Raw genomic sequence first — 21,879 nt, 5'->3', positions numbered from 1 at the left:
GGCATCCGAAGGTATCGGTTCGCACGATGCATTATCGACGTGCGCCCGTGAAGGCCGGGAATCAACCGCTCAGTAGAGGTCGATCGGGTCCACATCCAGCGACCAGCGCACCTTGCGGGCGGAGGGCAGGCCCGCCAGCGCCTGGTGCCAGGGCCGGAGGAAGCCGTGAAGCCGGCCGCGCGTGCCGGCCTCCACCAGCAGCTGTCCCCGGTGGCGACCGGCACGCAGGGGCATGGGCGCGGGCATGGGACCGGCGATCCGCAGGTCGCCCGGGGGCCCGATCGCCACGTGCGCCTCGGCGAGGAAGGTGTCGACCTCGGCACGGCCCAGGGCGTCGGCACGCAGCAGCACCTGATGGGCATAGGGCGGCAGCTCGAGCAGCCGCCGCTCTTCCAGCAGGCCGGCGGCGACCGCCGGGTAACCGCCTCGCAGCAACGAGTGCAGCATGGCGTGGTCCGGATGATGCGTCTGCAGGAGGACGCTGCCGGGTTTGCTCGAACGTCCCGCGCGCCCCGCCACCTGGACGACGAGCTGGGCCAGACGCTCGCCCGCGCGGAAGTCGATGCTGTGCAGGCCCTCGTCGACGCCGACGATGGCGACCAGTGTGAGGTTCGGCAGGTCGTGGCCCTTGGCGAGCATCTGGGTGCCGACCAGGATCGCGGGCTTGTCCTCGCGCAGGCCGTCCATGATGTCGCCGAAGGCGTCGCGCCGCCGGGTGGTCTCGCGGTCGATGCGCACCACGGGCACGTCGGGGAAGCGCTCCGTGAGGGCTTCTTCGAGCCGCTCGGTGCCCTGGCCCTGCGGGCTGAGGTTGGCCGACGCGCACGCGGGGCAGGCGGCCGGCACGAACATCGTGTTGTCGCAGTGGTGGCAGATGAGCCGGCGCTTGCCCGCGTGCAGGGTCATCGGCCGTTCGCAGCGCGGGCAGTCGGCATGCCAGCCGCAGTCGTGGCACAGCAGCACGGGCGCGTAACCGCGACGATTGCGGAAGACCAGCGCCTGCTCGCCGCGCTCCACGCAGGCCGCGACCGCATGGACGAGCGTGGGCGACAGGCCGTGGTCGAGGCGCTGGGCGCGCATGTCCACGATCTGCACCCGCGTCGATTGCGAGGCGCCCGGACGCGCCCGCAGCACGAGACGCCGGTAGCGGCCCGCCTCGACGTTGCCGAGGGTTTCCAGCGACGGTGTCGCCGAGCCGAGCACCACGGGCACGCCCAGCGCCTTCGCCCGCACCACGGCGAGGTCGCGCGCGTGGTAGCGAAAGCCTTCCTGCTGCTTATAGGAGGCGTCGTGCTCTTCGTCGACGACGATCAGGCCCGCGTTCGGCAGCGGCGTGAATACGGCCGAGCGCGTGCCGAGCACGACGCGGGCGCTGCCGTTGCGGGCGCGCAGCCACGCCCGGGCACGCTCGCCTTCGGCGAGATTGGAGTGCAGGACCTCGACCGCCACGCCGAGGCGTTCCCGCAGGCGGCGCACCGTCTGCGGCGCGAGGCCGATCTCGGGCACCAGCAGGAGCGTCTGCTTGCCTTCGGCGAGGGCCCGCTCGATGAGTGCCAGATAGACCTCGGTCTTGCCGCTGCCGGTGACGCCGTCGAGCACCCATGGCTGGAAGCCGTGGAACGCCTCGCCGATCGCGGCGACCGCGGCCGACTGCTCGTCGCTCAATACCGGCGCGGGCGCCGTGCTCGCCAGCGGTGGCGCGTCGTCGGATTCATGTCGCGCGACCAGCCCCGCCTCCAGCAGGCGCCGTGCGGCGGCACGCCAGCCGGGGATGGCCACGGTGAGATCGTCCGCGGCCTGCGGACCGCCGTGCAGGGCATCGAGGAGCGCCGCCGAACCGCCCTTGCGGCTGCCGGCGTCGCGGGCGCTGTGCCCCTGCGTGGTGAGCGACCAGACCTCCCGCCCGGTCGGAGGCAGCGGGCGCGGCTCGCGCAGGGCGAGCGGCAACGCGTTGGCCACCGCCTCGCCGGGCGCCCCGGCCCAGTAGTCGGCGGCCCAGCCGAGGGTCGCGAGCAGCTCCGCATCGAGCAGCGGGTGGGGATCGAGGACCTCGAGCACGGGCTTCAGCCGTTTCGCGCCCACCGCGGCCTCGGCCGCCGGATCGACCACGACGCCGACCATCTCGCCCTTGCCGAACGGAACGCGCACGCGCGATCCCGCCTGCGCTTCGCCAGCCGCCGGGGGCAGGTAATCGAACAGCGTGGGGAGCGGTACGGGAAGGGCGACGCGGAGGGTGAGCATGCGAGGCCTAGTTTAATGGCATATGCCGATATTGCTGGTCAATGATTGACCAATGGCACATGGGGTTGGCTGCGAATGGGATCCCTCGAAAGAGGAATGAAAGCTAAGTGCCCGCCCCCAGAACGCTTTCCGTGTTATCCACAACCTCTGTGGATAAGTCTGTGGATGAGACTCGGATGGAGGGCATCCAGACCGCATGGTTGAGCCGTTCCGGTTAGCTTGCGTACATTTTAACCAAGCTGAAATGTGGCATTGAATCAATGACTTATGCTTGCCATGCCGGGGCCTGTTCATCCGCCGTCCATAAAGTCTTGACAAACGCGAAGGGGGTGCCCGGCCTGTGTACAACCGCCTGCCCGGTAGGAATAAATCCTAGTGCGACGCGCCGATCAGGACCGCCACCGTGACCGCGAAAAGAAGCAGCCAGAAATAGACGCTGCCTATCAACCAATACTTAAGGATGGTCATAGGCCATCCCTGACGGTAGACCCGCTTCTGCATCAGCAGCAGGTACAGCGGCATCCAGACCCACATCGCCGCCTGAACAAATCCGATGAGCGTCGCCGCCGGCCAGAAGTGGGGCTTGATCGCGTCCCGGGCGAAGCCGAGCACCATCAGGCCGAGCAGCGAGATGAACAGGAACGCGTGGCTGTGAAGCGCGACGATGACGTGCTCCATGTAGAGCCGCCGCCGGAAAACGTAGAACAGCTTCAGGATCAGGGCGAAGACCGGGATCATCACCAGCATGGTCTGGGGTAGTACCGAGAAGAAGCCCTCGCCCATCCGGCGGAAGGCTTCGGCTTTCGCCTCGCCGCCCGCCTGGATCTGCTGGAGGTTCGCCTTGAAATGACCGATGCCGACGGCGAGGCGCGTCGTCACGAAGTCCGGCAGCCAGGCGATGTCCACCACCGTGGGGCTGCGGGCCCAGTCGTGTTCGCCCTGACCCGTCTGCCGGACGACGTGACCGTCGGGCACCGGGATGGGGTCGGCCTTGAGTTCGGCGAGGCGCTTGTTCGCGGTGTCGCGGATGACGTCCTGCGCAAGCCCGAGGGCCTTCTTCGCCGCCGTCGGCATCGTGGGCGAGGCGATCTGCTCGTCGATGTCCTCCGCCTGCTTTTCGTACAACCGGCGTACCTCGTCGGCGGTCGTCGCGTGCGCGATGGCCGAGGCGTTGTCGTCGGCCAGCGCGTCCTCGACGTCCTTGTCCCCGAAGTGCACCCCGCTGAAAGCCAGGTGGACGAAGAAGAACGCCAGCAGGCAGAAGACGAACATGAGCCGGAAGGGCGCCACGTAGCGGACGCGCCGGCCCGAGAAGTACTCGAGGGTGAGGAAGCCGGGCTTCGTGTAGAGCGGGGGCAGGGTGTGGACGATGCGCTCGTCCATGTGCAGGAAGAGGTCGCCGGCGTCTTCGAGCATGTGCGAGACCGGCCGGATCACGCTCTTCATCGACTGCCCGCATTCGTGGCAGAACTCGCCCTGGAGCGGCGTGGCGCAATTCGCGCACAGCAGCACGGGCGACGGCTTGAGTTCGTTCATCCCCTGGTGTTCCCCGATGATCCCCTGTCGGGGTCGGATGATGGCACGCCAGCCGCTACAATGACCGCCCCCAATGGTCATCTCTCCCCATGTCCCTCGACCGCGCCCGCGCGCGGCGTGAGATCGGCGCCACCATCCGGCTGGCCCTGCCGATGATCGTCGCCCAGCTCTCCGCCATCGGTACCAACGTCGTCGACGCCGTGCTCGCCGGGCATCAGGGCGCGCACACGCAGGCGGCCGTGGTGACGGGCGCGAGCATCTGGGTGCTCGCCATCGTCACCGGCATCGGCACGATGATGGCGGTGCCGCCGACGGTGGCGCAGCTCGACGGTGCGGGGCGCCGCGGCGAGGTCGGTCCGGTGTTCCATCAGGCGCTCTACATCGCGTGGGGTCTCGGTCTGTTGCTCGCCATCGGCGTGTGGCACGCGTCGCCGTTGATGTCGCTGTTCGGCGTGGTGGCGTCCATGCGCGCCGACGTCGAGGCCTTTCTCCATGCCATCGCGTTCGCCGCGCCGGCACTGACCACGTATTTCGCGCTGCGCGGCCTGTCGGACGGCCTGTCGCTGCCGCGCCCCTCGATGTATTTCAGCTTCGGCGGCCTGCTCGTGCTCGCGCCACTGGGCTACGTGCTCATGTACGGCAAGCTCGGCTTCCCGGTGATGGGCGCGCGCGGCAGCGGTATCGCGACCGCGATCGTCCTCTGGCTGGAAATGACCGGGTTCGCCATCTACGTGCTGAACCACCGTAACTATCGCGACCTCAACCTGCGCACGAGGATGGCGCCCCCCGATCGCCGTCAGATCGCGCAGCTGCTGCACGTGGGCGTGCCCATGGCGGTCACGTTGCTGATGGAAGCCGGTCTGTTCGTGGCGGTGGCGTTGCTGATCGGCCGGCTGGGCGAAACCGTGACGGCGAGTCATCACGTCGCGCTCAACGTGGCGTCCGTCGCCTTCATGATCCCCCTCGGCCTGTCGATGGCGATCACGGTGAGGGTCGGCAACGCGGCCGGCCGGCGCGACGTCGCGGGCGTGCGTTACGCGGGCATGTCCGGCATCGCGCTGGTACTGGTCACGCAGTGCGTCTCATCGGGCGTGATGCTGCTCTTTCCCGCCGCCATCGCGCGCCTCTATACCAGCGACGTGGCCGTCATCGCCATGGCGTCGCAGCTGCTGGTGCTCGCCGGGTTCTTCCAGTTCTCCGACGGCATCCAGGTGGCCTCGAACGGCGCCCTGCGCGGCCTGAAGGACACCCGCGTGCCCATGGTCATCACGCTGTTCGCCTACTGGTGCGTCGGCATGCCGATCGGGTGGTACCTCGCGTTCGTGCACGGCATGGGCGCGCGGGGCATGTGGATGGGTCTGATCGCCGGCCTGAGCATGGCCGCCATCCTGCTGTTCGCGCGTTTCTGGCGCAGCAGTGCCAGGGGGCGCTGGCGCGAGGATCCCGAAATCGCCACGCCTGTGCCTTCCCACACGTGATGCCGACAGGCGGACGCGCTACGCTCCGCCCAACTATCGAGGAAACCGATTAGATGACGGACCGTTACGACGCCGTGCCGCCCCCCTTGCCGGACCGTCCCCAGCCCGTGCCGCCGCGCCGGCGCGGCAATGGTTTCGGCCGCTTCATGCTCGGTCTGGGCCGGGGCCTCAACATCACGCGGCTGGTCATCATCAACGTGATCTTCTTCGGCCTGCTGGCCGCCTTCGTGCTGGCGATCGTCATCGGCAGCCGCGGCAACGCGGTCGACGACCGCACGGTACTGGTGCTGGCGCCGGAAGGCGCGCTGGTCGAGCAGTACAGCGCCGATCCGTTCTCCCGCGCCATCGGCAGGATGTCGGGCGACGGCGTCAAGCAGGTGCAGGTGCGCGACCTCGTCCGCGCCATCGACAGCGCGGCGAAGGACGATCGCATCGGTCGCATCGTGCTCCGCCCGGACAGGATGCAGGCCGGCGGGTTCGCGGCGCTGCGCGAAGTCGGTGCCGCGCTCGACCGGTTCCGCAAGGCCGGCAAGCCGGTGCTCGCCTGGGGCGCCAACATGGATCAGGGTCAGTACTACCTGGCCGCGCACGCCGACAAGGTCTACATCGACCCGCAGGGCGGCATTCTCGCCACGGGCCTGGCCAACTACCGGCTGTTCTACAAGGACATGCTCGACCGGCTCGGCGTGCAGGTGCACCTGTTCCGCGTCGGCCAGTTCAAGAGCGCGGCGGAACCGTTCATCCTCGATCACGCTTCGCCGGAGTCCAAGGAGGCCGACGCGTTCTGGCTCGGCGGCCTCTGGACCACGTGGATCGACGAAGTGTCGGCCATGCGCAGGATCGGTGCGAACGATCTGCGCGCCGACATCGACCAGCTCGCGACGCGCGTGCGCGACGCGAAGGGCAGCCTGGCCGAACTGGCCCAGGAAGAAAAACTCGTCGACGGCATCCTCACCGAACAGCAGCTCGTGCAGTTGCTGCGCAAGGACGGCGTGCCGGCGGGCAAGAAGGACCAGGGCTTCCGCCAGGTGGACCTGTCGGGTTATCTCGCGGATCGCGGGCTGACCAACGCCGACATGTTGCAGACCGGCAACGGCGTGACGGTCGTGGTCGCCGAAGGCGAAATCACCGGCGGCAAGCAGGCGCAGGGCACGATCGGCGGCGATTCCACCGCCGCGTTGATCCGCAGCGTGCGCAACGACCGGCGCACGCGCGCGCTCGTCCTGCGCGTGAACTCGCCGGGCGGCGAAGTGTACGCGGCGGAGCAGATCCGCCGCGAGGTCGAGCGCACGCGTGAGGCCGGCATTCCCGTCGTGGTGTCGATGGGCGACGTGGCCGCCAGTGGCGGCTACTGGATATCGATGAACGCGAACCGGATCTACGCGGAACCGAACACGATCACCGGTTCGATCGGCATCTTCGGCATGTTCTTCACGGTGCCCGACACGCTGGCGAAAATCGGCGTGAAGAGCGACGGCGTCGCCACGAGTCCGCTCGCCGGCGCCTTCGACATCTCGCGGCCGCTCGATCCGAACGTCGGTGTGCTGATCCAGAGCATCATCGACAAAGGCTACCGCGACTTCGTCGGCAACGTGGCGAAGGCGCGCGGCAAGGACTTCGCGTCGATCGACGCGATCGCGCAGGGTCGCGTCTGGACGGGGCAGCAGGCGCTGGACCGTGGCCTCGTCGATCGCCTGGGCAGCCTGGACGACGCGATCCGCGACGCCGCGGAGCAGGCGAAGCTCGGCAAGGACTTCAGCGTGCGCTACGCGGAAAAACCGATGGGCGCGTTCGAGCGTTTCCTCACCAGCGTCGGCGACAGCTCCGAAGCGCACGTGGTCATGTCGTGGGGCGTCCGCCTCCCGTCATGGGTGGCCGCGCTGCCGAAGCTCGCACCGGAGTGGGCGCTGTTCCGCACGGCGGAAGCCGGCAAGCCGCACGTGTACGCCTACTGCTTCTGCGCGCCGCGCTGAATCGCCGTCACCGGGGCGCGGACGCACTCATTGCGTCTGCGCGTCGATGGCCGCGGCCTGCGCCTTCGCCTGCGCGTCGACGGTCTTCTGCACGTCCTGCGCTTTCTTCTTCTGGGCTTCGAGGGAATCCCAAGGCGTTTCCACACGGGCCTGCGGCGCCGGCGGATCGTGCGGTTGCGGAGGCTTCGAGCACGCCGCGCAGGCGAGCGGAAGGGCCAGCAGCAGGATGCGGTGCGTCATGTCGTGTTTCCTTCGGGAGGCCCGAGTCTCGCGCGCCGGTCCGGTCAGCGCAATCGGGCCGCGTAGAACGCGCCCGAGCGCTCCACTTCCATGTCCCAGCCGAAGAGGCCGGATAGTCGGTCGTCGGCGAGCAGCGCGGCCTTGGGTCCTTCGGCCAGCACCTTGCCCTCCCTTAGCATCACCACGTGGCCGATCTCGGGCACGATCTCCTCCACGTGGTGCGTCACCAGCACAAGCGTCGTGCCTTCCTGCGCCAGTTCGCTCAGAAGGTCGAGGAAGCGGCGCCGCGTGCCGGGGTCGAGACCCGCGCAGGGTTCGTCCAGCAACAGTGCCCGTGGCCGGTGCACGAGCGCACGAGCGATCAGTACGCGCCGCGCCTCGCCCGAGGAAAGCGTCGACACGTCGCGCGACGCGAGGTGCCGGGCGCCCACGCGCGCGAGGGAGTCGAGCGCGCGATCGCGCATCGCGTCGTCCACGCGATGGTCGGGACCCAGCGTCATCGACGCGAAGAAACCGGACAGCACGGCGTGCAGCGCCGTCTCGTTGCTCGCTTCGAACTCCCGGCGCAGGTCCGACGAGACCACGCCCAGCAGCGAGCGCAGCTCGGCCACGTTCCAGCGATCGCGGCCGAAGATACGCGCGACCGGGGTCCCGTCGTCGTGCACGAGCGGATAGACGCGCCGCTCGATGAGCTTCACGAGGGTGGACTTCCCCGACCCGTTCGGCCCGAGGATCGCGGTGTGCTGGCCTTGCGCGATATCGAGCGAGAGCGCGTCGAGCAACGCGCGACCGTCGCGCAGCACGGTGGCGCGATCGATGGAAAGGAGCGACGTCGTGATCTGCATGGCCCCAGCATACCCGTCCGCGACCTCGCAGGAGTCGCCATGGCGGCTCCTGCGGCGGGCCGGCACGCGGTACGATCCATGCGTCACGTTTCGGAGAAGATCCATGCATCCACGACTCGCCAGCTGGCGCCTCGACGGCCGGACCGCCCTCGTCACCGGTGCCAGCAAGGGCATCGGCTTCGCCTGCGCTCGCGAACTCGCGGCGCTCGGCGCCGACGTGCTGCTCGTGGCGCGCGACGAGGTGGTGCTGCAGGAGGTCCGCGACGAGATCGCCGAGGAATGTCCCGACGTGGAAGTGCTCGGCATGGCCGCCGACCTGTCCGATCACGAGGATCGGCTGGCTGTGTTCGACTGGGTCGCCGATCTCGGCATGAGCCTCTCGATCCTCGTGAACAACGTCGGCGGCAACGTGCCGAAGGCGACCCTCGATTACGACGACGACGAATACCGCGACCTGTTCGAGCTGAACGTGTTCTCCGCCTACGAAATGAGTCGTGCGGCGTATCCGCACCTCGTCCAGCACGGCAACGCGACGATCGTGAACATCGGTTCGGTCTCCGGCATCACGCATGTGCGCACCGGTTCCCCCTATGGCATGACCAAGGCGGCGCTACACCAGATGACCCGCAACCTGGCCTGCGAATGGGCCGAGGACGGCATCCGGGTCAACGCCGTCGCACCCTGGTACATCCGCACGCAGCGCAGCGAGCCGGCCCTGGCCGACGTGGAGTACCTCGAGGAAGTGCTGGCGCGCACGCCCATGGGGCGCATCGGCGAACCGGAGGAGGTCGCCGGGGCCGTGGCCTTCCTGTGCCTGCCGGCGTCCAGCTACGTGACCGGCGAGATCGTGGCCGTCGACGGCGGCTTCCTGCGCTACGGGTTCTGAGGGGTTAAACTTGCCGGTTCCCCGCGGCCGGCGACGCCTTCGCGCGCCCGCCGCCCGACCCGACACCCGAGAGCCTCATGAACATCGGTATCGATTTCGGCACGAGCTATTCCGCCGCCGCGACCTTCGTCGGCGACACGCTCACGCACATTCATTTCGGGGACGCCAAGCAGTTCCGCACGGCCGTGTTCTTCCCGGAGGTCGTGCCCGATCCGAACGACTTCCGGCTCACCCCCGAGCTCGAGGCGCAGGTCGAGGGCCAGATCCGTTCGGCGCGCGCGCAGCAGCGCCAGTTCGCCACCGAGGCGCAGCAGCAGGGCCGCGCCTTCACCGAGCGTTCGGAAAGCGATCTGCGCCGCGACGCGCTGCGCACCGTCCGTCGCCAGTGGATGGAGCGCCGCGCCGCCGAGTCGCCCACGGCGACCGTCGAGAGCTTCCAGCACGCGCTGTTCGGCGAGGAGGCCGTGGATGCCTATCTGGAATACGGCGACGGCAACCTCATCGAATCCCCGAAATCGATGCTCGGATACCGGCTGGATCCGCAGGTGCGCAAGGTGATCGTGCACATCGCCACGCACATCCTCGAACACATCCGGCTCGCGGCCAGCCGCCAGCTCGGTTCGCCGGTGCGCACCGCGGTGATCGGACGCCCCGTGCATTTCCGCAGTTCGATGGGCGACAAGGGCTCGGAGCAGGCGGTGGCGATCATTCGCGAGGCCGCGGCCGTCGCGGGCTTCGATGGCGTCACGTTCCTCGAAGAGCCCGCCGCGGCGGCCATGCATTACCACAAGCGCCTCGCCACCCGGCAGATCGCGCTGATCGTCGACATCGGCGGCGGCACCACCGACGTCGCGTTCGCGGAGCTGGGCGGCGACGCGATGCCGCGCATCGTGCGCACCTGGGGTCTGGCCAAGGGCGGTACCGATCTCGACATCAACCTGAGCATGCACAGCTTCATGCCGCAGCTCGGCAACAACGTCACGCGCGTGCCGGTGCACCACTTCGTGGAAGCCGCCAGCGTGCACAACCTGCCGAAGCAGCGCGAGTTCCGCAAGCAGGACTACCGCTTCGTCGACGAGCCGTACCAGTCGCGCCTGCGCGCGCTGCAGCAGCCGGGCGCCACCACGCGCCTCAACCAGACGGCCGAGCGCGGAAAGATCGCGCTGAGCGCGCAGGACGACACGCACGCCGACCTCGGTTTCCTCGAGGACGGCCTCGGCGTCGTGATCGCGCGCGCCGACATGCACGAAGCGGTCGAGCCGTTCGTCGAGCGCATGCGGCGCCTCTTCGACGAGGTGCGGCAGGAGTGGCCGAGCGTACCCGACAGCATCTTCCTGACGGGCGGCACGTCGCGCTCGCCGATCGTGAAGGCCGCCGTGCGCGAGGCGTTCGAAGGCATTCCGATGGTGGAAGGCGACCCCTCACTCGGTGTGGTGTCGGGGCTCGCGGTAGCCGCCGTCGAGTGGCCGGGCGCCCCGTAGCGGCAAGCACCCATCGCGGCCAAGGCCGCTCCCACACGAGCCGCATCGCTCGCGATGGCGCTAGCCGCAGCCCTGCAGCTGCTCGCGCAACGCCGCTTCCTTCGCCTCGAGCGGCGCACGCTCGCTTCTGAACGCGTTGCGGATCGATCGCTGGTTCGCGTCCGCATCGTCGCGCAGCGCGCGGCATGCCTCGGCGGGACTGAGCTGGCGGCACTGGTCCTGTACCCACACGTAATTACTCGTCGCCACTGCCGCCGCGTTCCCCTTGCCGCGGTTGAGTTCGGGCGCTGAGGCGATCGCCGCACCCGGGCTTCCGTAGGTGTCGGCCAGCGGCCGGCTCACCGCGCCGAGCACGCCAAGGGGCGCGAAGTAAGGTTCGGGTCGTCCGTTCGTCGAGGTGTAGGGCTTGCCGTCCGTGGCGCGAACGCAGCCGTACAGCACCGGTTGGGGTGCGCCGATCGCCGGCGCGGGTGGGGGCGGTGCGTCGGCCGCCGCCGGGGGCGGCGCGGACGGCATGGGGGCCACACGGCCGTCCGCCGGGGCCGATGCCTGCAGCTCGATCGTCTGCTGCCGCTGGTTCTTCGCGCACGGCATCTGCTGGTAGATCGTCTGTCCGCCCGCCTGGCACTTGTAGACCGTCCCTGCCGGCACCGCGCCCGCGGCGGCGAGCGCGACCAACGCCACCAGCGTGCGCGCGGACACCATGATCAGAAATCGGCCACGTGGTCTTCGGAGGCGAAGCCGATGGTCATCGCGCCTTCGCCGACGTTCACCATGCCGGTGATCCCCATCGGACTCTCGAGGATCTGCACGCCGGCCTCGGCGCAGGTGCGCACGACGGCGTTGTAGCCGGGGAGGTTGCGCATGTCGTCGAGGTCGCCGCCGTAGCTGAGCGAGAGCGTCGGCACCAGCAGGCCCGCCTGCACGCGCTTCGTCACGTAATCGAACAGCACACCGGCGCCATGCTCGAACCCGCGCACCTTGCCGACGGGCGCCGTCTCGCCGCGATGGGCGCGCAGGATGGGCTTGATGTCGAGCGCGGTGCCCAGCATCGAACTGAGGAAGCTCACGCTGCGATCGCCCTTGCTCCGGGCGCGCGAGCGAAGGTAGTTGAGGTCGCGCGGCAACATGTAGCCGTACGAGCAGTCGGCGATGTGCGCGGCGCGCTCGCGGACCTCGGCGGGGGATTTGCCCGCTTCGATCATGCGCACGGTCTCCACCACGGCCGAGGCGGCCCCGGCGAAGATGTTCCGCGTGTCGACCACGCGCATCAGGAACGGCCCGGCAATGCCTGCGGCTTCGCGGACCGGGCGGTAGTGCTTCAGGATCGCGAAACTCGCCTTGATCACGTTGTCGTGGATCGGGCTGCGCGTGGCCATGATCGTCAGGCAGATGACGCAGTCGTATTCCTTGACCATGTGATCGAGGAACAGGCTCTGCACATCTTCGACCGAACTGGCCTCGGTTTCGGCGGAATGGCTACGGCTGCCCAGCTTCTGGGCGCGGAAGCGCTCGATTTCCGCCGGATCGCGATCGTCCTTGAAGCGCTGCTGGTCGACCTTGACCGCGATGGGCATCACCGCGATGCCATGTTGCTCCAGGAACGCGTGCGGCACGTCGCAGGCCGCATCAATCGCCACACCGATTCGCATCGGTCACCCCCCGTCGAAGGTCGTATCGACCCCGGGGTGCCCGGCCCGCCCTGTGCTTGCCAGCTCGCCCCCGCTGATCCGGATGCTACACTCGCAGGAATGAATTTGGCACTCCGCCGGCGTGGCGTCGCCGGTAACCGCGCCGTCGGCATGTAAAGGCGATTGTCGCCGGCGCACGCGCACCCGGATTCGACATGAAAACCAAGAACGAGATCGTCTCCAACTGGCTGCCCCGCTACACGGGCACGCCGCTGGATGACTTCGGCCAGCACATCCTGCTGACCAACTTCGGCCATTACGTGGACCGCTTCGCCCATGAGCACGGGGTGGAGGTCAGGGGCCGCGACCGGCCGATGCCCAACGCGACCGCCGACGGCATCACGCTGATCAACTTCGGCATGGGCAGCCCCAACGCGGCGACGATCATGGACCTGCTCAGCGTGATCGAGCCGCAGGCCGTGCTGTTCCTCGGCAAATGCGGCGGGCTGAAGCGCAAGAACGCCATCGGCGACCTGGTGCTGCCCATCGCGGCCATCCGCGGCGAGGGCACGTCCAACGACTACCTGCTGCCCGAGGTGCCGGCATTGCCGGCGTTCCAGCTGCAGCGCGCGGTGTCGACCATGATCCGCGACCTCGGGCACGACTACTGGACGGGCACGGTCTACACGACCAACCGTCGCGTCTGGGAACACGACGACGGCTTCAAGGAGTACCTGCGCCGCACGCGCAGCATGGCCATCGACATGGAAACGGCGACGATCTTCGCCGCCGGCTTCGCCAACCACATTCCCTGCGGCGCGCTGCTGCTGGTCTCCGACCAGCCGATGATCCCCGAGGGCGTGAAGACCGAAACCAGCGACGCCGCGGTCACCGCCAACTTCGTCGAGCGGCACATCAAGGTCGGCATCGAGGCGCTGAAGCTCGTGCGTCGCCATGGGCGTAGCGTGAAGCACCTGCGCTTCGAGGACGACGGAGAATAGGGCTCCGGCCAGGGCGCGCCGAACTTTGCGATTTCTTCCATGGGCGGGGGGTGTCGCATCGGCTACGGTCACGTCGATGAATCCACGACCCGATCAAGGACGGCCGCATGAAGGCACGTGACCTCGCACTCGGCATACTCGTCACGGTGATCTGGGGCAGTAATTTCTCCGTGATCGAGGCGGGTCTGCGCGATCTCGATCCGTTTCTGCTCACGGCGCTCCGCTTTACGTTCACGGCGCTGCCGCTCGTGTTCTTCATCGAAAGGCCGCGCGGCGTTCCCGTCGCCGCGCTGGCGTCGTACGGCATCCTCTTCGGCGTCGGCCTGTGGTGGGTGGTGAACCTCGCCATGGCGAGAGGGATGTCGCCCGGCCTTTCGTCGGTGCTGCTTCAGTTCAGTGCGTTCTTCACCGTGGTGCTGAGTGCGATATTCCTGCGGGAACGGGTGCGGATGCCTCAGGTGCTCGGCATGATCCTGGCACTCTGCGGCATGGCGCTCGTGATCGGTCGTGCGCCGGCATCGTCGACGGCCATCGGTGCGGCGCTCGTGATCGCCGCCGCGCTGAGCTGGAGCGCATGCAACCTGATCGTGAAGCGACATCGGCCTGAAAACATGCTCGCGTTCATCGTCTGGTCGAGCGCGTTCTCCGCGCCGGCGCTGTTCGTGCTCACCTGGCTTTACGAGGGGAATGCGCCCTTCGCCTCGCTGGCGACGGGACTGTCGTGGCGCGCTGCCGGTTCGGTGGCGTTCCAGGCTTATGTGACCACCGTCTTCGGTTACCTGGTGTGGAACAACCTGATGAAGACGTATCCGGCGGCTTCGGTGGCGCCGCTCTCGTTGCTCGTGCCCGTCTCGGGCATCGTGACGTCGTATCTCGCGTTCGACGAGCGATTCGCCCTGCATGTATGGGCGGGCATCGCGGTCATCCTTGCCGGCATCGCGATGTTCGTGGCTGCCCCATGGCTGCGCATGAAACGGCCCGCCGCGGCCTGACCGAACGTACGAAGCAGGCGAACAAAAAAGACCGCCCGTGGGAGCGGGCGGCAATCCGGGGTCGTCATGTTGTGCGGAGACGGGACGCATCGTCCGGAAAAAGGACCGCTCCCGAAGGAGCGGCCAAGAGCGCAGGATCCAAGAACGACGATTGGCTCCCGGAATCCAGCGTAGGGGGCCGCGAAGGGTGCCGATATGGAAGAAATCTGAGTAACGGCCGTTACGTCCGGAGATGGGAACGGGTCGGCATTTCCGCTACTGACGTACGAAGTCGCGCACTATTCTCATGACGTGGCTTGCGCGATCTGCTATGGCGATCTTGTTCCCCGCACCGTGCGCGGGTAGCGTTCCGGCATGGATCTCGTCATCACCATTCTCGTCCTCCTGCTGGTCGTCGCGCTGTCCGGCGCCGTCGTCCGCATTCTCCCCATCCGGTTGCCGCTGCCGCTGCTGCAGATCGCCACGGGCGCATTGCTCGCGCGACCCTTTGGCCTGCACGTGGAGTTCGATCCCGGGTTGTTCTTCCTTCTGTTCATCCCGCCCCTGTTGTTCGCCGATGGCTGGCGGATACCCAAGCGCGAACTGTTCCTCCTGCGGGGTCCGATCCTCGCGCTCGCCGTGGGGCTCGTGTTCTTCACGATCGTGGGCGTCGGGTACTTCGTGCACTGGCTCATACCGACGGTGCCGCTCGCCGTGGCGTTCGCGCTCGCCGCCGTGCTGTCGCCGACCGACGCGGTGGCGGTGACCTCGATCACGGGCCACGCCACGATTCCGCCGCGGCTGATGCACGTTCTCTCGGGCGAGGCGCTGCTCAACGATGCGTCGGGCCTGGTCGCGCTGCAGTTCGCGGTGGCCGCGGAGCTCACAGGGCATTTCTCGCTGACCACGGCGGCGGGCGATTTCGCACTCACGGCGCTCGGCGGCGTGGCCGCGGGCGTGTTCGTGAGCGCGGCGTTCGGCGTCGTGCGTCGCCGCCTCGTGCGCTGGAGCAGCGAGGTCGATCCCGCGAGCCAGGTCAGCCTCCTGCTGCTCATGCCGTTCGCGGCCTACCTGCTGGCGGAACACTTCGGGGTGTCGGGCATCCTCGCCGCGGTGGCGGCAGGCATGACGGTGAACTTCACCGACGTGTCGAAAGGTGGCTATGTCGCCACGCGCGTGCAGAGCGTGGCGGTGTGGTCGATGGTCGAGTTCACGTTCAACGGCCTGATCTTCGTTCTCCTCGGCATGCAATTGCCCGGCATCGTCGGCAACGCGAAGCTCGATCTCGCGCAGGCCGGCGGTGGTGAGCTCTGGTATCTCGCGGCCTACGTCGCCGCGATCACGCTGGCGCTGATCGTGCTGCGTTTCGTGTGGGTGTGGCTGTCGCTTCGGTTCGTGCTGATGCGTGCGCTGCATCGCGGCGAACAACGGCCGAAGGTCGGCACGCGGCTCATGTGGACGGCGGCACTCGCGGGCGTGCGCGGCGCCATCACGCTGGCGGGCGTGCTGTCGATCCCGCTCATGAAAGCGGAAGACGTGCCGTTTCCGACCCGCGACCTGATGATCTTCCTCGCCACCGGCGTCATCCTCGCCACGCTGCTCATCGGTGCCATCGGACTACCGTTGTCCGCGAAGAAGCTGAAGCTTCCGGGGGAAGATCCGCGGGTGAAGGAGGAGCGCATGGCACGCGCACTGAGCGCGGAAGCCGCGTTGCGTGGCATCGCGGAAGAGCAGAAGCGCGTGGAGGAGACGCGCGACGAGAAGGCGATCGCACTGGCGTCGCGTGTCGCCGCGCGTGTGGTTGGGGACTACCAGCAGCGGCTGGAGGCGGCGGGCGAGGAGGGCGACGTGCCCGAGAAGGCACGGGCGGAAGCCGGCACGGAACGGATCATGCGGCTCGCGGCGCTCCGCGCCGAACGCCGCGAACTCTTCGACCTGCGACGCAGTCATCGCATCAACGATGAAACGCTGCGTGCGCTGATCCGCGAGCTGGATCTCGCGGAGGCGTCGTTGACCGGGTTGCATGCCGAGTGAACGGCATACCTTAAATCCCGAAGAACGTCTCCGCCGCACGCGTCGACGATTCGGTGAGCGCTTCGCGCGACTCGCCGCGATCCCGTGCCACTTCGTCGCGTATATGCGCGAGATACATCGGTTCGTTGCGACGGTCCTTCGGCATCGGGCGGATGGTACGGGGGAGCAGGTAGGGCGCGTCCGTTTCCAGTAACAGGCGGTTCGCCGGAATGGCCTTCACCAGCTCGCGCAGGTGCGCCCCGCGGCGCTCGTCGCAGATCCAGCCCGTGATGCCGATGTAGCAGTCCAGGTCGAGGTAATCGCGCAGTGCCTCGCCGGTATCCGTGAAGCAGTGAACGACTGCCGCGGGCACGAGGTCGCGATACCGCTTTAGGATCGCGAGGAAATCGTGATGCGCGTCGCGCTGATGCAGGAAGAGCGGCTTGCCGAGATCCGCCGCGATCCGCAGCTGCCGTTCGAAGACGTCGCGCTGGATGTCGCGCGGCGAATAGTTGCGGTTGTAGTCGAGCCCCGTTTCGCCGACCGCGCGCACTTCCGGCGCGGCGGCCAGTTCGCGCAGCTGCGCGTCCGTGGCGTCGTCGTATTCCACGGCGTGATGCGGATGTACGCCCGCGGTGGCGAAAAGGCGTCCACCGCTCGCCTTCGCGAGTTCCAGTGCGTGAAGACTGCCCTCCCGCGACGCGCCGGTGACCACCATGCGGCCCACGCCATGTGCGGTCGCGCGCTCGAGGACGGCGTCAAGATCCTGACGAAAGGATTCGTGAGTGAGATTGGCACCGATGTCGATCAAGTCCATGTTTTCTTTCGCTTTGAAGGTTTGGGCGGTATGCGACAGGCGTTCGTTATCGCCACGCAAGGCCATGAATCGATGTGGGTTTAGCCGTCCGGCCGACGTTTTTGCGGGATTTTCGCATAGGCCGTTCGGACGACATGAAAACGCCCGTCAAAAGATTGACGTTCGCATTTTCGTGCTGCTACGTTCCAACGACGGGCGCCAAAAAGGCGTCGCGTTGATCGATGGACAGAACGACCCGGAACCACCTTTTTCGCAGGGGGTGTCCACAGGGCACCAAAAGGGAAGGCGGCCTGCAATTGGCCGCCTGCTGAAGTACCACGGGGCAAGGGGTAGTGCAGATGGTAAACGCAAGCGCCGCGAGGCCGTTCGTCGCCTCGCCCGTTCCGGGACGTTCCCCGGGCACCTTCGTCGCATCCCTTCGTCCGGCCGGCGTTCCCGGCTTTCAGAGCGCGTCTTGATCGAACGCCGCCGCGCGAGCCGCGGCGGCGGGCAGGGTTTGCGTTGAGGGGAACGTCGAATCCTCGAGTGTTTACGCCGGCGAGGGGGTCTTCGCCGGTGGGCGTGCAGGGAGGGGTCCCGGCGCCGCACTAGGGAGGTACTGGTAATGACTTCACGAACACTGGCACAGGCGCTTGGCCTCGTGCTGACGGGCATGTTCACCGTGGCGACGGCGGCGCAGGCCGCGGAAGCGCCGCAGGCCCAGGCCGCTCCGCGTGCCGCGGGCGTCCAGGTAGCCATCGATCCGGCGACCGGCAAGCTGCGGGAACCGACCGCCGCCGAGCGCGCCGCGTACTCCAGGGCGTTCCAGGCCCGCCAGGCACGGCTCTCCGCCACGTCGGGTCAGCCGCTGACCAACGCCGACGCGAAGACCACGCTGCGCAAGGTGACGCTGAGCAACGGCGTGAAAGCCACGGGCGTACGCCTGCCGCAGTCGCGCATGACGAGCCTCGTCGCCACCCGTGCCGCCGACGGCACGATCACCATCAAGCACGACGACGCGGCCGTTCCGGCCGCGCCGCAGGCCCCGGAGGCAACCCGATGATCCGCCGCGGCCTCCTCTACTCAGCCCTCCTCACCGCCGGACTGTGTGGCGCCATCAGCGTCAACGCCGCCGAAATCAAGATCGTCAATCAGGATGTCGGCACCGGACAGGGTCTCGACGATCCCACGCCGGCCGCTCCGGTCGGCGGCAATCCGGGTACCACGTTCGGCCAGCAGGCCCTGAACGTCTTCACCTTCGCGGCGCAGATCCACGGCTCGTACCTCAAGAGCAACGTGACGATCATCAACAACGCCACGTTCGAGCCCCTGGAGTGCGACGCCACCGGTGGCGTGCTCGGTTCGTCCGGCCCGCTCTCCGTATTCACCTTCAACGCCGACGCCACACTGCCACCCGGCGCGCTCGCCGACACCTGGTACGCCGGTCCCACGGCCGACGCGCTCGCAGGCGAGGACCTCGATCCGGGTAACGCCGACATCCAGAGCCAGTTCAACGGCGCGCTCGGTTCGCCGGGTTGTATCGAAGGCTCGAAGTGGTACATGGGCCTCGACCACCAGGTGCCCGCGGGACAGATCGATTTCCTCAACGTCGTGCTGCACGAGATGGGCCACGGCCTCGGCTTCCTCGACCTGACCGACCTCCAGACGGGCGAGGATTTCCCGGGCGGCGCCGGTTCGTACCCGAACATCTACGGTACCTACGTGAAGCACGATGGCGTGCTGTGGAACAACCTCACGCCGGCGCAGCGTGTCAGCGCCGCGCTCGACGACGGCCACCTCGCATTCTCGGGCGCCACCGTCATCAGCGAAGCGCCGCTCGCCCTGGGTCTGCCCGACGTCTATCGCGTCACCGCACCCGCCGCCGCGGTGGGCGAATACGGGTTCGCGCAGGCCAGCTTCGGTCCGACCGCGACCGCGTCGAACTTCACGGGCAGCGTCGTGCAGGCCGTGCCGAACGACGGCTGCGCGGCGATCACCAACGCGTCCGCCGTCGCCGGCAAGGTCGCGCTGATCGATCGTGGTTCGTGCGACTTCACGGTGAAGTCGCTCAATGCGCAGGCCGCCGGCGCTACCGCCGTGCTTCTCGCCAACAACCAGGCCGCGGGCGTCACCCCGGGTGGCACGCCGGCATCGCCGGTGAACATTCCGGTGATCCTCGTGAGCCAGGCCGATGGCGCGAAGCTGAAGGCGAACCTCGCCGGCCTCACCGGCAGCGTGGGCAAGGGCACGGGTCTCGCCGGCACGAACGCCGACGGTGTGCTGATCTACGCGCCGGCGGTGCTGTCGCCGGGCTCGTCGTTCTCGCATTACGACACGCGCCTGACGCCGAACGCGATCATGGAGTACGCGATCAATCAGGACCTCCGCGGTGAGATCGACCTCGATCTGACCCCGGCGCTGTTCCAGGACATCGGTTGGGGCATCGATCGCAGCAACCAGACGCTGCTCACCTGCGATACCGGCATCCCGCGCCTCGTCCCGGGCGGTCTCGTCATCGGTGCCAACGTGATCGCCAACGCCAGGATCATCGCCGCGAACGCCGCCAACGTCGACGTCTATCGCTCGGGCATGACAGCATACGCCGCGAAGCTCGCCAGCGATGGCCTGATCGACGCGGCGCAGGCGTCGAGCCTGAACATCTGTCTGTCGAACGCGAATACCCAGGCGCAGTTCACCGCGTGGGGTGCCCCGCCGCCGCCTCCGGGTATCGAGCTCACCAACAACGTCGCCAAGACGGCGGCGGGTGCGGCCGGTTCGACCAAGGTGTACGTGCTCACGGTGCCCACGGGTCAGAAGACCCTCGGCCTGCGCACGTTCGGCGGATCCGGCGACGTGTCGATCTCCGTGACCAACCCTGCCGGCGTGGTCAAGGACCAGCCGAACAAGGCGGGTAACAGCGAGGCGTTCACGGCGACCAACCCGGCGGCCGGTGTCTGGACGCTCACGGTGAAGGGCGTGAAGGCGTACTCCGGCGTCAGCGTGCTGGGTACGTACTCGAAGTAACGCACGACAAGGTCAGAGGCCCCGGTTCGCCGGGGCCTCTCTCCTTGGCAAGGGGGCCCGCGTCGCGGGCAGGGGTTCGACTCATCGCATCGAAGGCCCGACGGCATCGCCGCCGGTCATGAAGGACTGATCGTCCGCCGCTGTCGCGACGGACCGGCGACGGGCAGCGCGTGGCGCGCCTGCGCTTCCATCGAATACATGCGGACATTCCCGGGAGGAAGGTTGACGTGAATACCATCTACAGCAAGGTCTGGAACAAATCGCTCGGCATCCTGGTCGTTGCCTCGGAACTGGCACGTGCCAACGGCAAGGGCGGTGCGTCCCGACGTGTGCGCGCCGCGATGGCCGCGCTGCCTCTGGCCGCCGGCATCGTGCTGGCGCTGGGCAGCTCGCCTGCACAGGCGGGCAACATCTGCGGCGGTTACCTCCTCGGCATCCAGGGCAAGTCGCCCGTCGCGAAAGGCAACGACGCGTTCGCCTGCGGCACCGCCGCCAAGGCGGCCGGCGATTACAGCACCGCGGTAGGCACCGCGGCGGTCGCCAGCGGCGCGTACAGCGTGGCGCTCGGCCAGGCGGCGCTGTCGGACGGCTCGTGGTCGACCGCGATCGGCCAGGGGGCGCGTTCCGATGGACTGTGGTCGACGGCGATCGGTCAGAACGCGCGCGCCAGCGGCACGGGTGCGACGGCCATCGGCGAGTCGTCGTTCGCCAGCGGCTCGGCGGCGTCGGCCTTCGGCACTGATTCGCGCGCGACGGCGAAGAACTCCGTCGCGCTCGGCGACGGCTCGATCGCCGATCGCGCGAACACGGTGTCGATCGGCAAGGTCAACGAAGATCGCCAGCTCGTGCACGTCGCCGACGGCACGCAGGACACCGATGCGGTGAACAAGCGTCAGCTGGACAAGGTATCGACGACGGTCGGTGGCGTCTCGGCACGCGTGGACACGCTGACCACGCGCGTCGACGGTGTGTCGAACCAGGTGAATCAGCTGGCCGCGGATGTCGACGACGCGAATCATTATTTCGCCGCGACCGGTCTCGGCGACGGCAGCGACGACGCGCAGACCAACGGCACGAACGCGACGGCCGCCGGATCCGGCGCGTTCGCCGGCGCGCAAGGAGCGAGCGCGTTCGGTTCGGGTGCGACGGCTGTCGGCGTGCAGTCCACGGCGACCGGCTACGGCGCGGTGGCGTCGGGCCAGAACAGCGCGGCGTACGGTTCGGGTGCGGAAGCGTCCGCCAACAGCGCGACGGCGATCGGCGGTCAGGCGCTGGATGCGGACGGCAATCCGCTGATCACGTATTCGGCGACGGGCGAGGCGGTGGGTCCGGCGAAGGCGTCCGGCCTGGCCTCGACCGCGGTGGGTTCGAGCGCGCAGGCCGAAGGCCAGTTCGCCACGGCGCTGGGCACGGCGGCGTTCGCGCAGGGCGAGCAGTCGACGGCGAGCGGTTTCCTCTCGCAGGCGTCGGGTGCGGGTGCGGTCGCGAACGGTGCGCAGGCGTTCGCCGATGGCGAGCTGTCGACGGCGGTCGGCTACGGCACGGCGGCCTACAGCGCCGGTTCGACGGCGATCGGTGGCGGCGCGAGCGCGGCGGGCGAAGGCAGCGTCGCGATCGGCAACTACGCGGAGACGGGTTTCGGCCTGTTCGGTATCGAGGCGGTGAACGCCACGGCGATCGGCTCGGGCAGCTGGGTACTCGCGGACAACGGCACGGCGCTGGGTGCGAACGCCTGGGCGCTGGGCACGAACTCGGTGGCGCTG

General features: G+C 68.2%; 17 protein-coding genes. 10 read left to right on the top strand and 7 right to left on the bottom strand.

Features of this window, described 5'->3' with window-relative positions; all coding sequences use genetic code 11:
• Positions 1-69: 69 nt before the first annotated feature.
• Both BMX32_RS17530 and BMX32_RS17525 read right to left on the bottom strand, forming a co-directional pair.
• A complete protein-coding gene (locus tag BMX32_RS17530) occupies positions 70-2,241 on the bottom strand; it encodes a primosomal protein N' (protein ID WP_089981291.1) in 2,172 nt (723 codons plus the stop codon).
• A gap of 372 nt (positions 2,242-2,613) precedes the next feature.
• On the bottom strand, positions 2,614-3,777 hold the full coding sequence (locus tag BMX32_RS17525; protein WP_089981290.1) for a DUF3667 domain-containing protein: 1,164 nt from the start codon (positions 3,775-3,777) through the stop codon (positions 2,614-2,616).
• Between the two features lie 89 nt (positions 3,778-3,866).
• On the opposite strand from BMX32_RS17525, the gene BMX32_RS17520 reads away from it, so the two are divergent.
• A complete protein-coding gene (locus tag BMX32_RS17520) occupies positions 3,867-5,255 on the top strand; it encodes an MATE family efflux transporter (RefSeq protein WP_089981287.1) in 1,389 nt (462 codons plus the stop codon).
• Positions 5,256-5,308: 53 nt separating this feature from the next.
• Positions 5,309-7,228: a signal peptide peptidase SppA gene (sppA, locus tag BMX32_RS17515; protein ID WP_089981285.1), complete on the top strand. Its 1,920-nt coding sequence runs from the start codon at positions 5,309-5,311 to the stop codon at positions 7,226-7,228.
• Positions 7,229-7,255: 27 nt separating this feature from the next.
• On the opposite strand, the gene BMX32_RS17510 is transcribed toward sppA, so the two are convergent.
• Complete coding sequence (locus tag BMX32_RS17510) at positions 7,256-7,468, bottom strand: hypothetical protein (RefSeq protein ID WP_089981282.1); 213 nt, start codon at positions 7,466-7,468, stop codon at positions 7,256-7,258.
• 44 nt (positions 7,469-7,512) lie between these two features.
• The gene (locus BMX32_RS17505) at positions 7,513-8,313 is read right to left on the bottom strand and encodes an ABC transporter ATP-binding protein (RefSeq protein WP_089981280.1); all 801 of its coding nucleotides are present in this window, start codon (positions 8,311-8,313) and stop codon (positions 7,513-7,515) included.
• Between the two features lie 103 nt (positions 8,314-8,416).
• Between BMX32_RS17505 and BMX32_RS17500 the strand changes: the two genes are divergently transcribed.
• Together BMX32_RS17500 and BMX32_RS17495 are read left to right on the top strand one after the other, a co-directional pair.
• Positions 8,417-9,199 carry an SDR family oxidoreductase gene (locus BMX32_RS17500; RefSeq protein WP_089981278.1) on the top strand — a complete coding sequence of 261 codons (783 nt, stop codon included), beginning with the start codon at positions 8,417-8,419 and terminating at the stop codon, positions 9,197-9,199.
• Between the two features lie 77 nt (positions 9,200-9,276).
• Positions 9,277-10,680, top strand: coding sequence for an Hsp70 family protein (locus tag BMX32_RS17495; RefSeq protein WP_089981276.1), 1,404 nt, complete (start codon positions 9,277-9,279; stop codon positions 10,678-10,680).
• 60 nt (positions 10,681-10,740) lie between these two features.
• On the opposite strand, the gene BMX32_RS17490 is transcribed toward BMX32_RS17495, so the two are convergent.
• Both BMX32_RS17490 and BMX32_RS17485 read right to left on the bottom strand, forming a co-directional pair.
• Positions 10,741-11,385 (bottom strand): hypothetical protein, encoded by a 645-nt coding sequence (locus BMX32_RS17490; RefSeq protein ID WP_089981274.1) that lies wholly within the window; start codon positions 11,383-11,385, stop codon positions 10,741-10,743.
• Between the two features lie 2 nt (positions 11,386-11,387).
• A complete protein-coding gene (locus tag BMX32_RS17485) occupies positions 11,388-12,332 on the bottom strand; it encodes a DegV family protein (RefSeq protein WP_170843729.1) in 945 nt (314 codons plus the stop codon).
• A gap of 194 nt (positions 12,333-12,526) precedes the next feature.
• Here BMX32_RS17485 and BMX32_RS17480 point away from each other — a divergent pair, with 194 nt between their 5' ends.
• The 3 genes from BMX32_RS17480 to BMX32_RS17470 all read left to right on the top strand — a co-directional run bounded on the left by BMX32_RS17480 (position 12,527) and on the right by BMX32_RS17470 (position 16,317).
• A complete protein-coding gene (locus BMX32_RS17480) occupies positions 12,527-13,312 on the top strand; it encodes an AMP nucleosidase (RefSeq protein ID WP_089981272.1) in 786 nt (261 codons plus the stop codon).
• Positions 13,313-13,419: 107 nt separating this feature from the next.
• A complete protein-coding gene (locus tag BMX32_RS17475; protein ID WP_089981269.1) occupies positions 13,420-14,304 on the top strand; it encodes an EamA family transporter in 885 nt (294 codons plus the stop codon).
• Positions 14,305-14,658: 354 nt separating this feature from the next.
• Entirely contained in the window at positions 14,659-16,317 is a 1,659-nt protein-coding gene (locus BMX32_RS17470; RefSeq protein ID WP_089981267.1) for a Na+/H+ antiporter, read from the top strand.
• A gap of 10 nt (positions 16,318-16,327) precedes the next feature.
• On the opposite strand, the gene BMX32_RS17465 is transcribed toward BMX32_RS17470, so the two are convergent.
• Positions 16,328-17,113 (bottom strand): TatD family hydrolase, encoded by a 786-nt coding sequence (locus tag BMX32_RS17465; RefSeq protein WP_089981479.1) that lies wholly within the window; start codon positions 17,111-17,113, stop codon positions 16,328-16,330.
• A 604-nt stretch (positions 17,114-17,717) separates the two neighbouring features.
• On the opposite strand from BMX32_RS17465, the gene BMX32_RS17460 reads away from it, so the two are divergent.
• From BMX32_RS17460 to BMX32_RS17450, 3 genes are all read left to right on the top strand, one after another.
• Positions 17,718-18,155, top strand: coding sequence for a post-PEP-CTERM-1 domain-containing protein (locus tag BMX32_RS17460; protein ID WP_089981265.1), 438 nt, complete (start codon positions 17,718-17,720; stop codon positions 18,153-18,155).
• The gene (locus BMX32_RS17455; protein WP_089981264.1) at positions 18,152-20,116 is read left to right on the top strand and encodes a PA domain-containing protein; all 1,965 of its coding nucleotides are present in this window, start codon (positions 18,152-18,154) and stop codon (positions 20,114-20,116) included. The genes BMX32_RS17460 and BMX32_RS17455 overlap by 4 nt, the downstream gene beginning before the upstream one ends.
• A gap of 227 nt (positions 20,117-20,343) precedes the next feature.
• On the top strand, positions 20,344-21,879 hold a 1,536-nt coding region (locus BMX32_RS17450), incomplete at its 3' end, for an ESPR-type extended signal peptide-containing protein (RefSeq protein WP_280140861.1).

This window comes from Luteibacter sp. UNCMF331Sha3.1, from assembly GCF_900109915.1.
Classification (GTDB): domain Bacteria; phylum Pseudomonadota; class Gammaproteobacteria; order Xanthomonadales; family Rhodanobacteraceae; genus Luteibacter.
The sequence above is the reverse complement of the archived record's forward strand: the minus strand, read 5'-3'. Positions and strand labels throughout refer to the sequence as shown.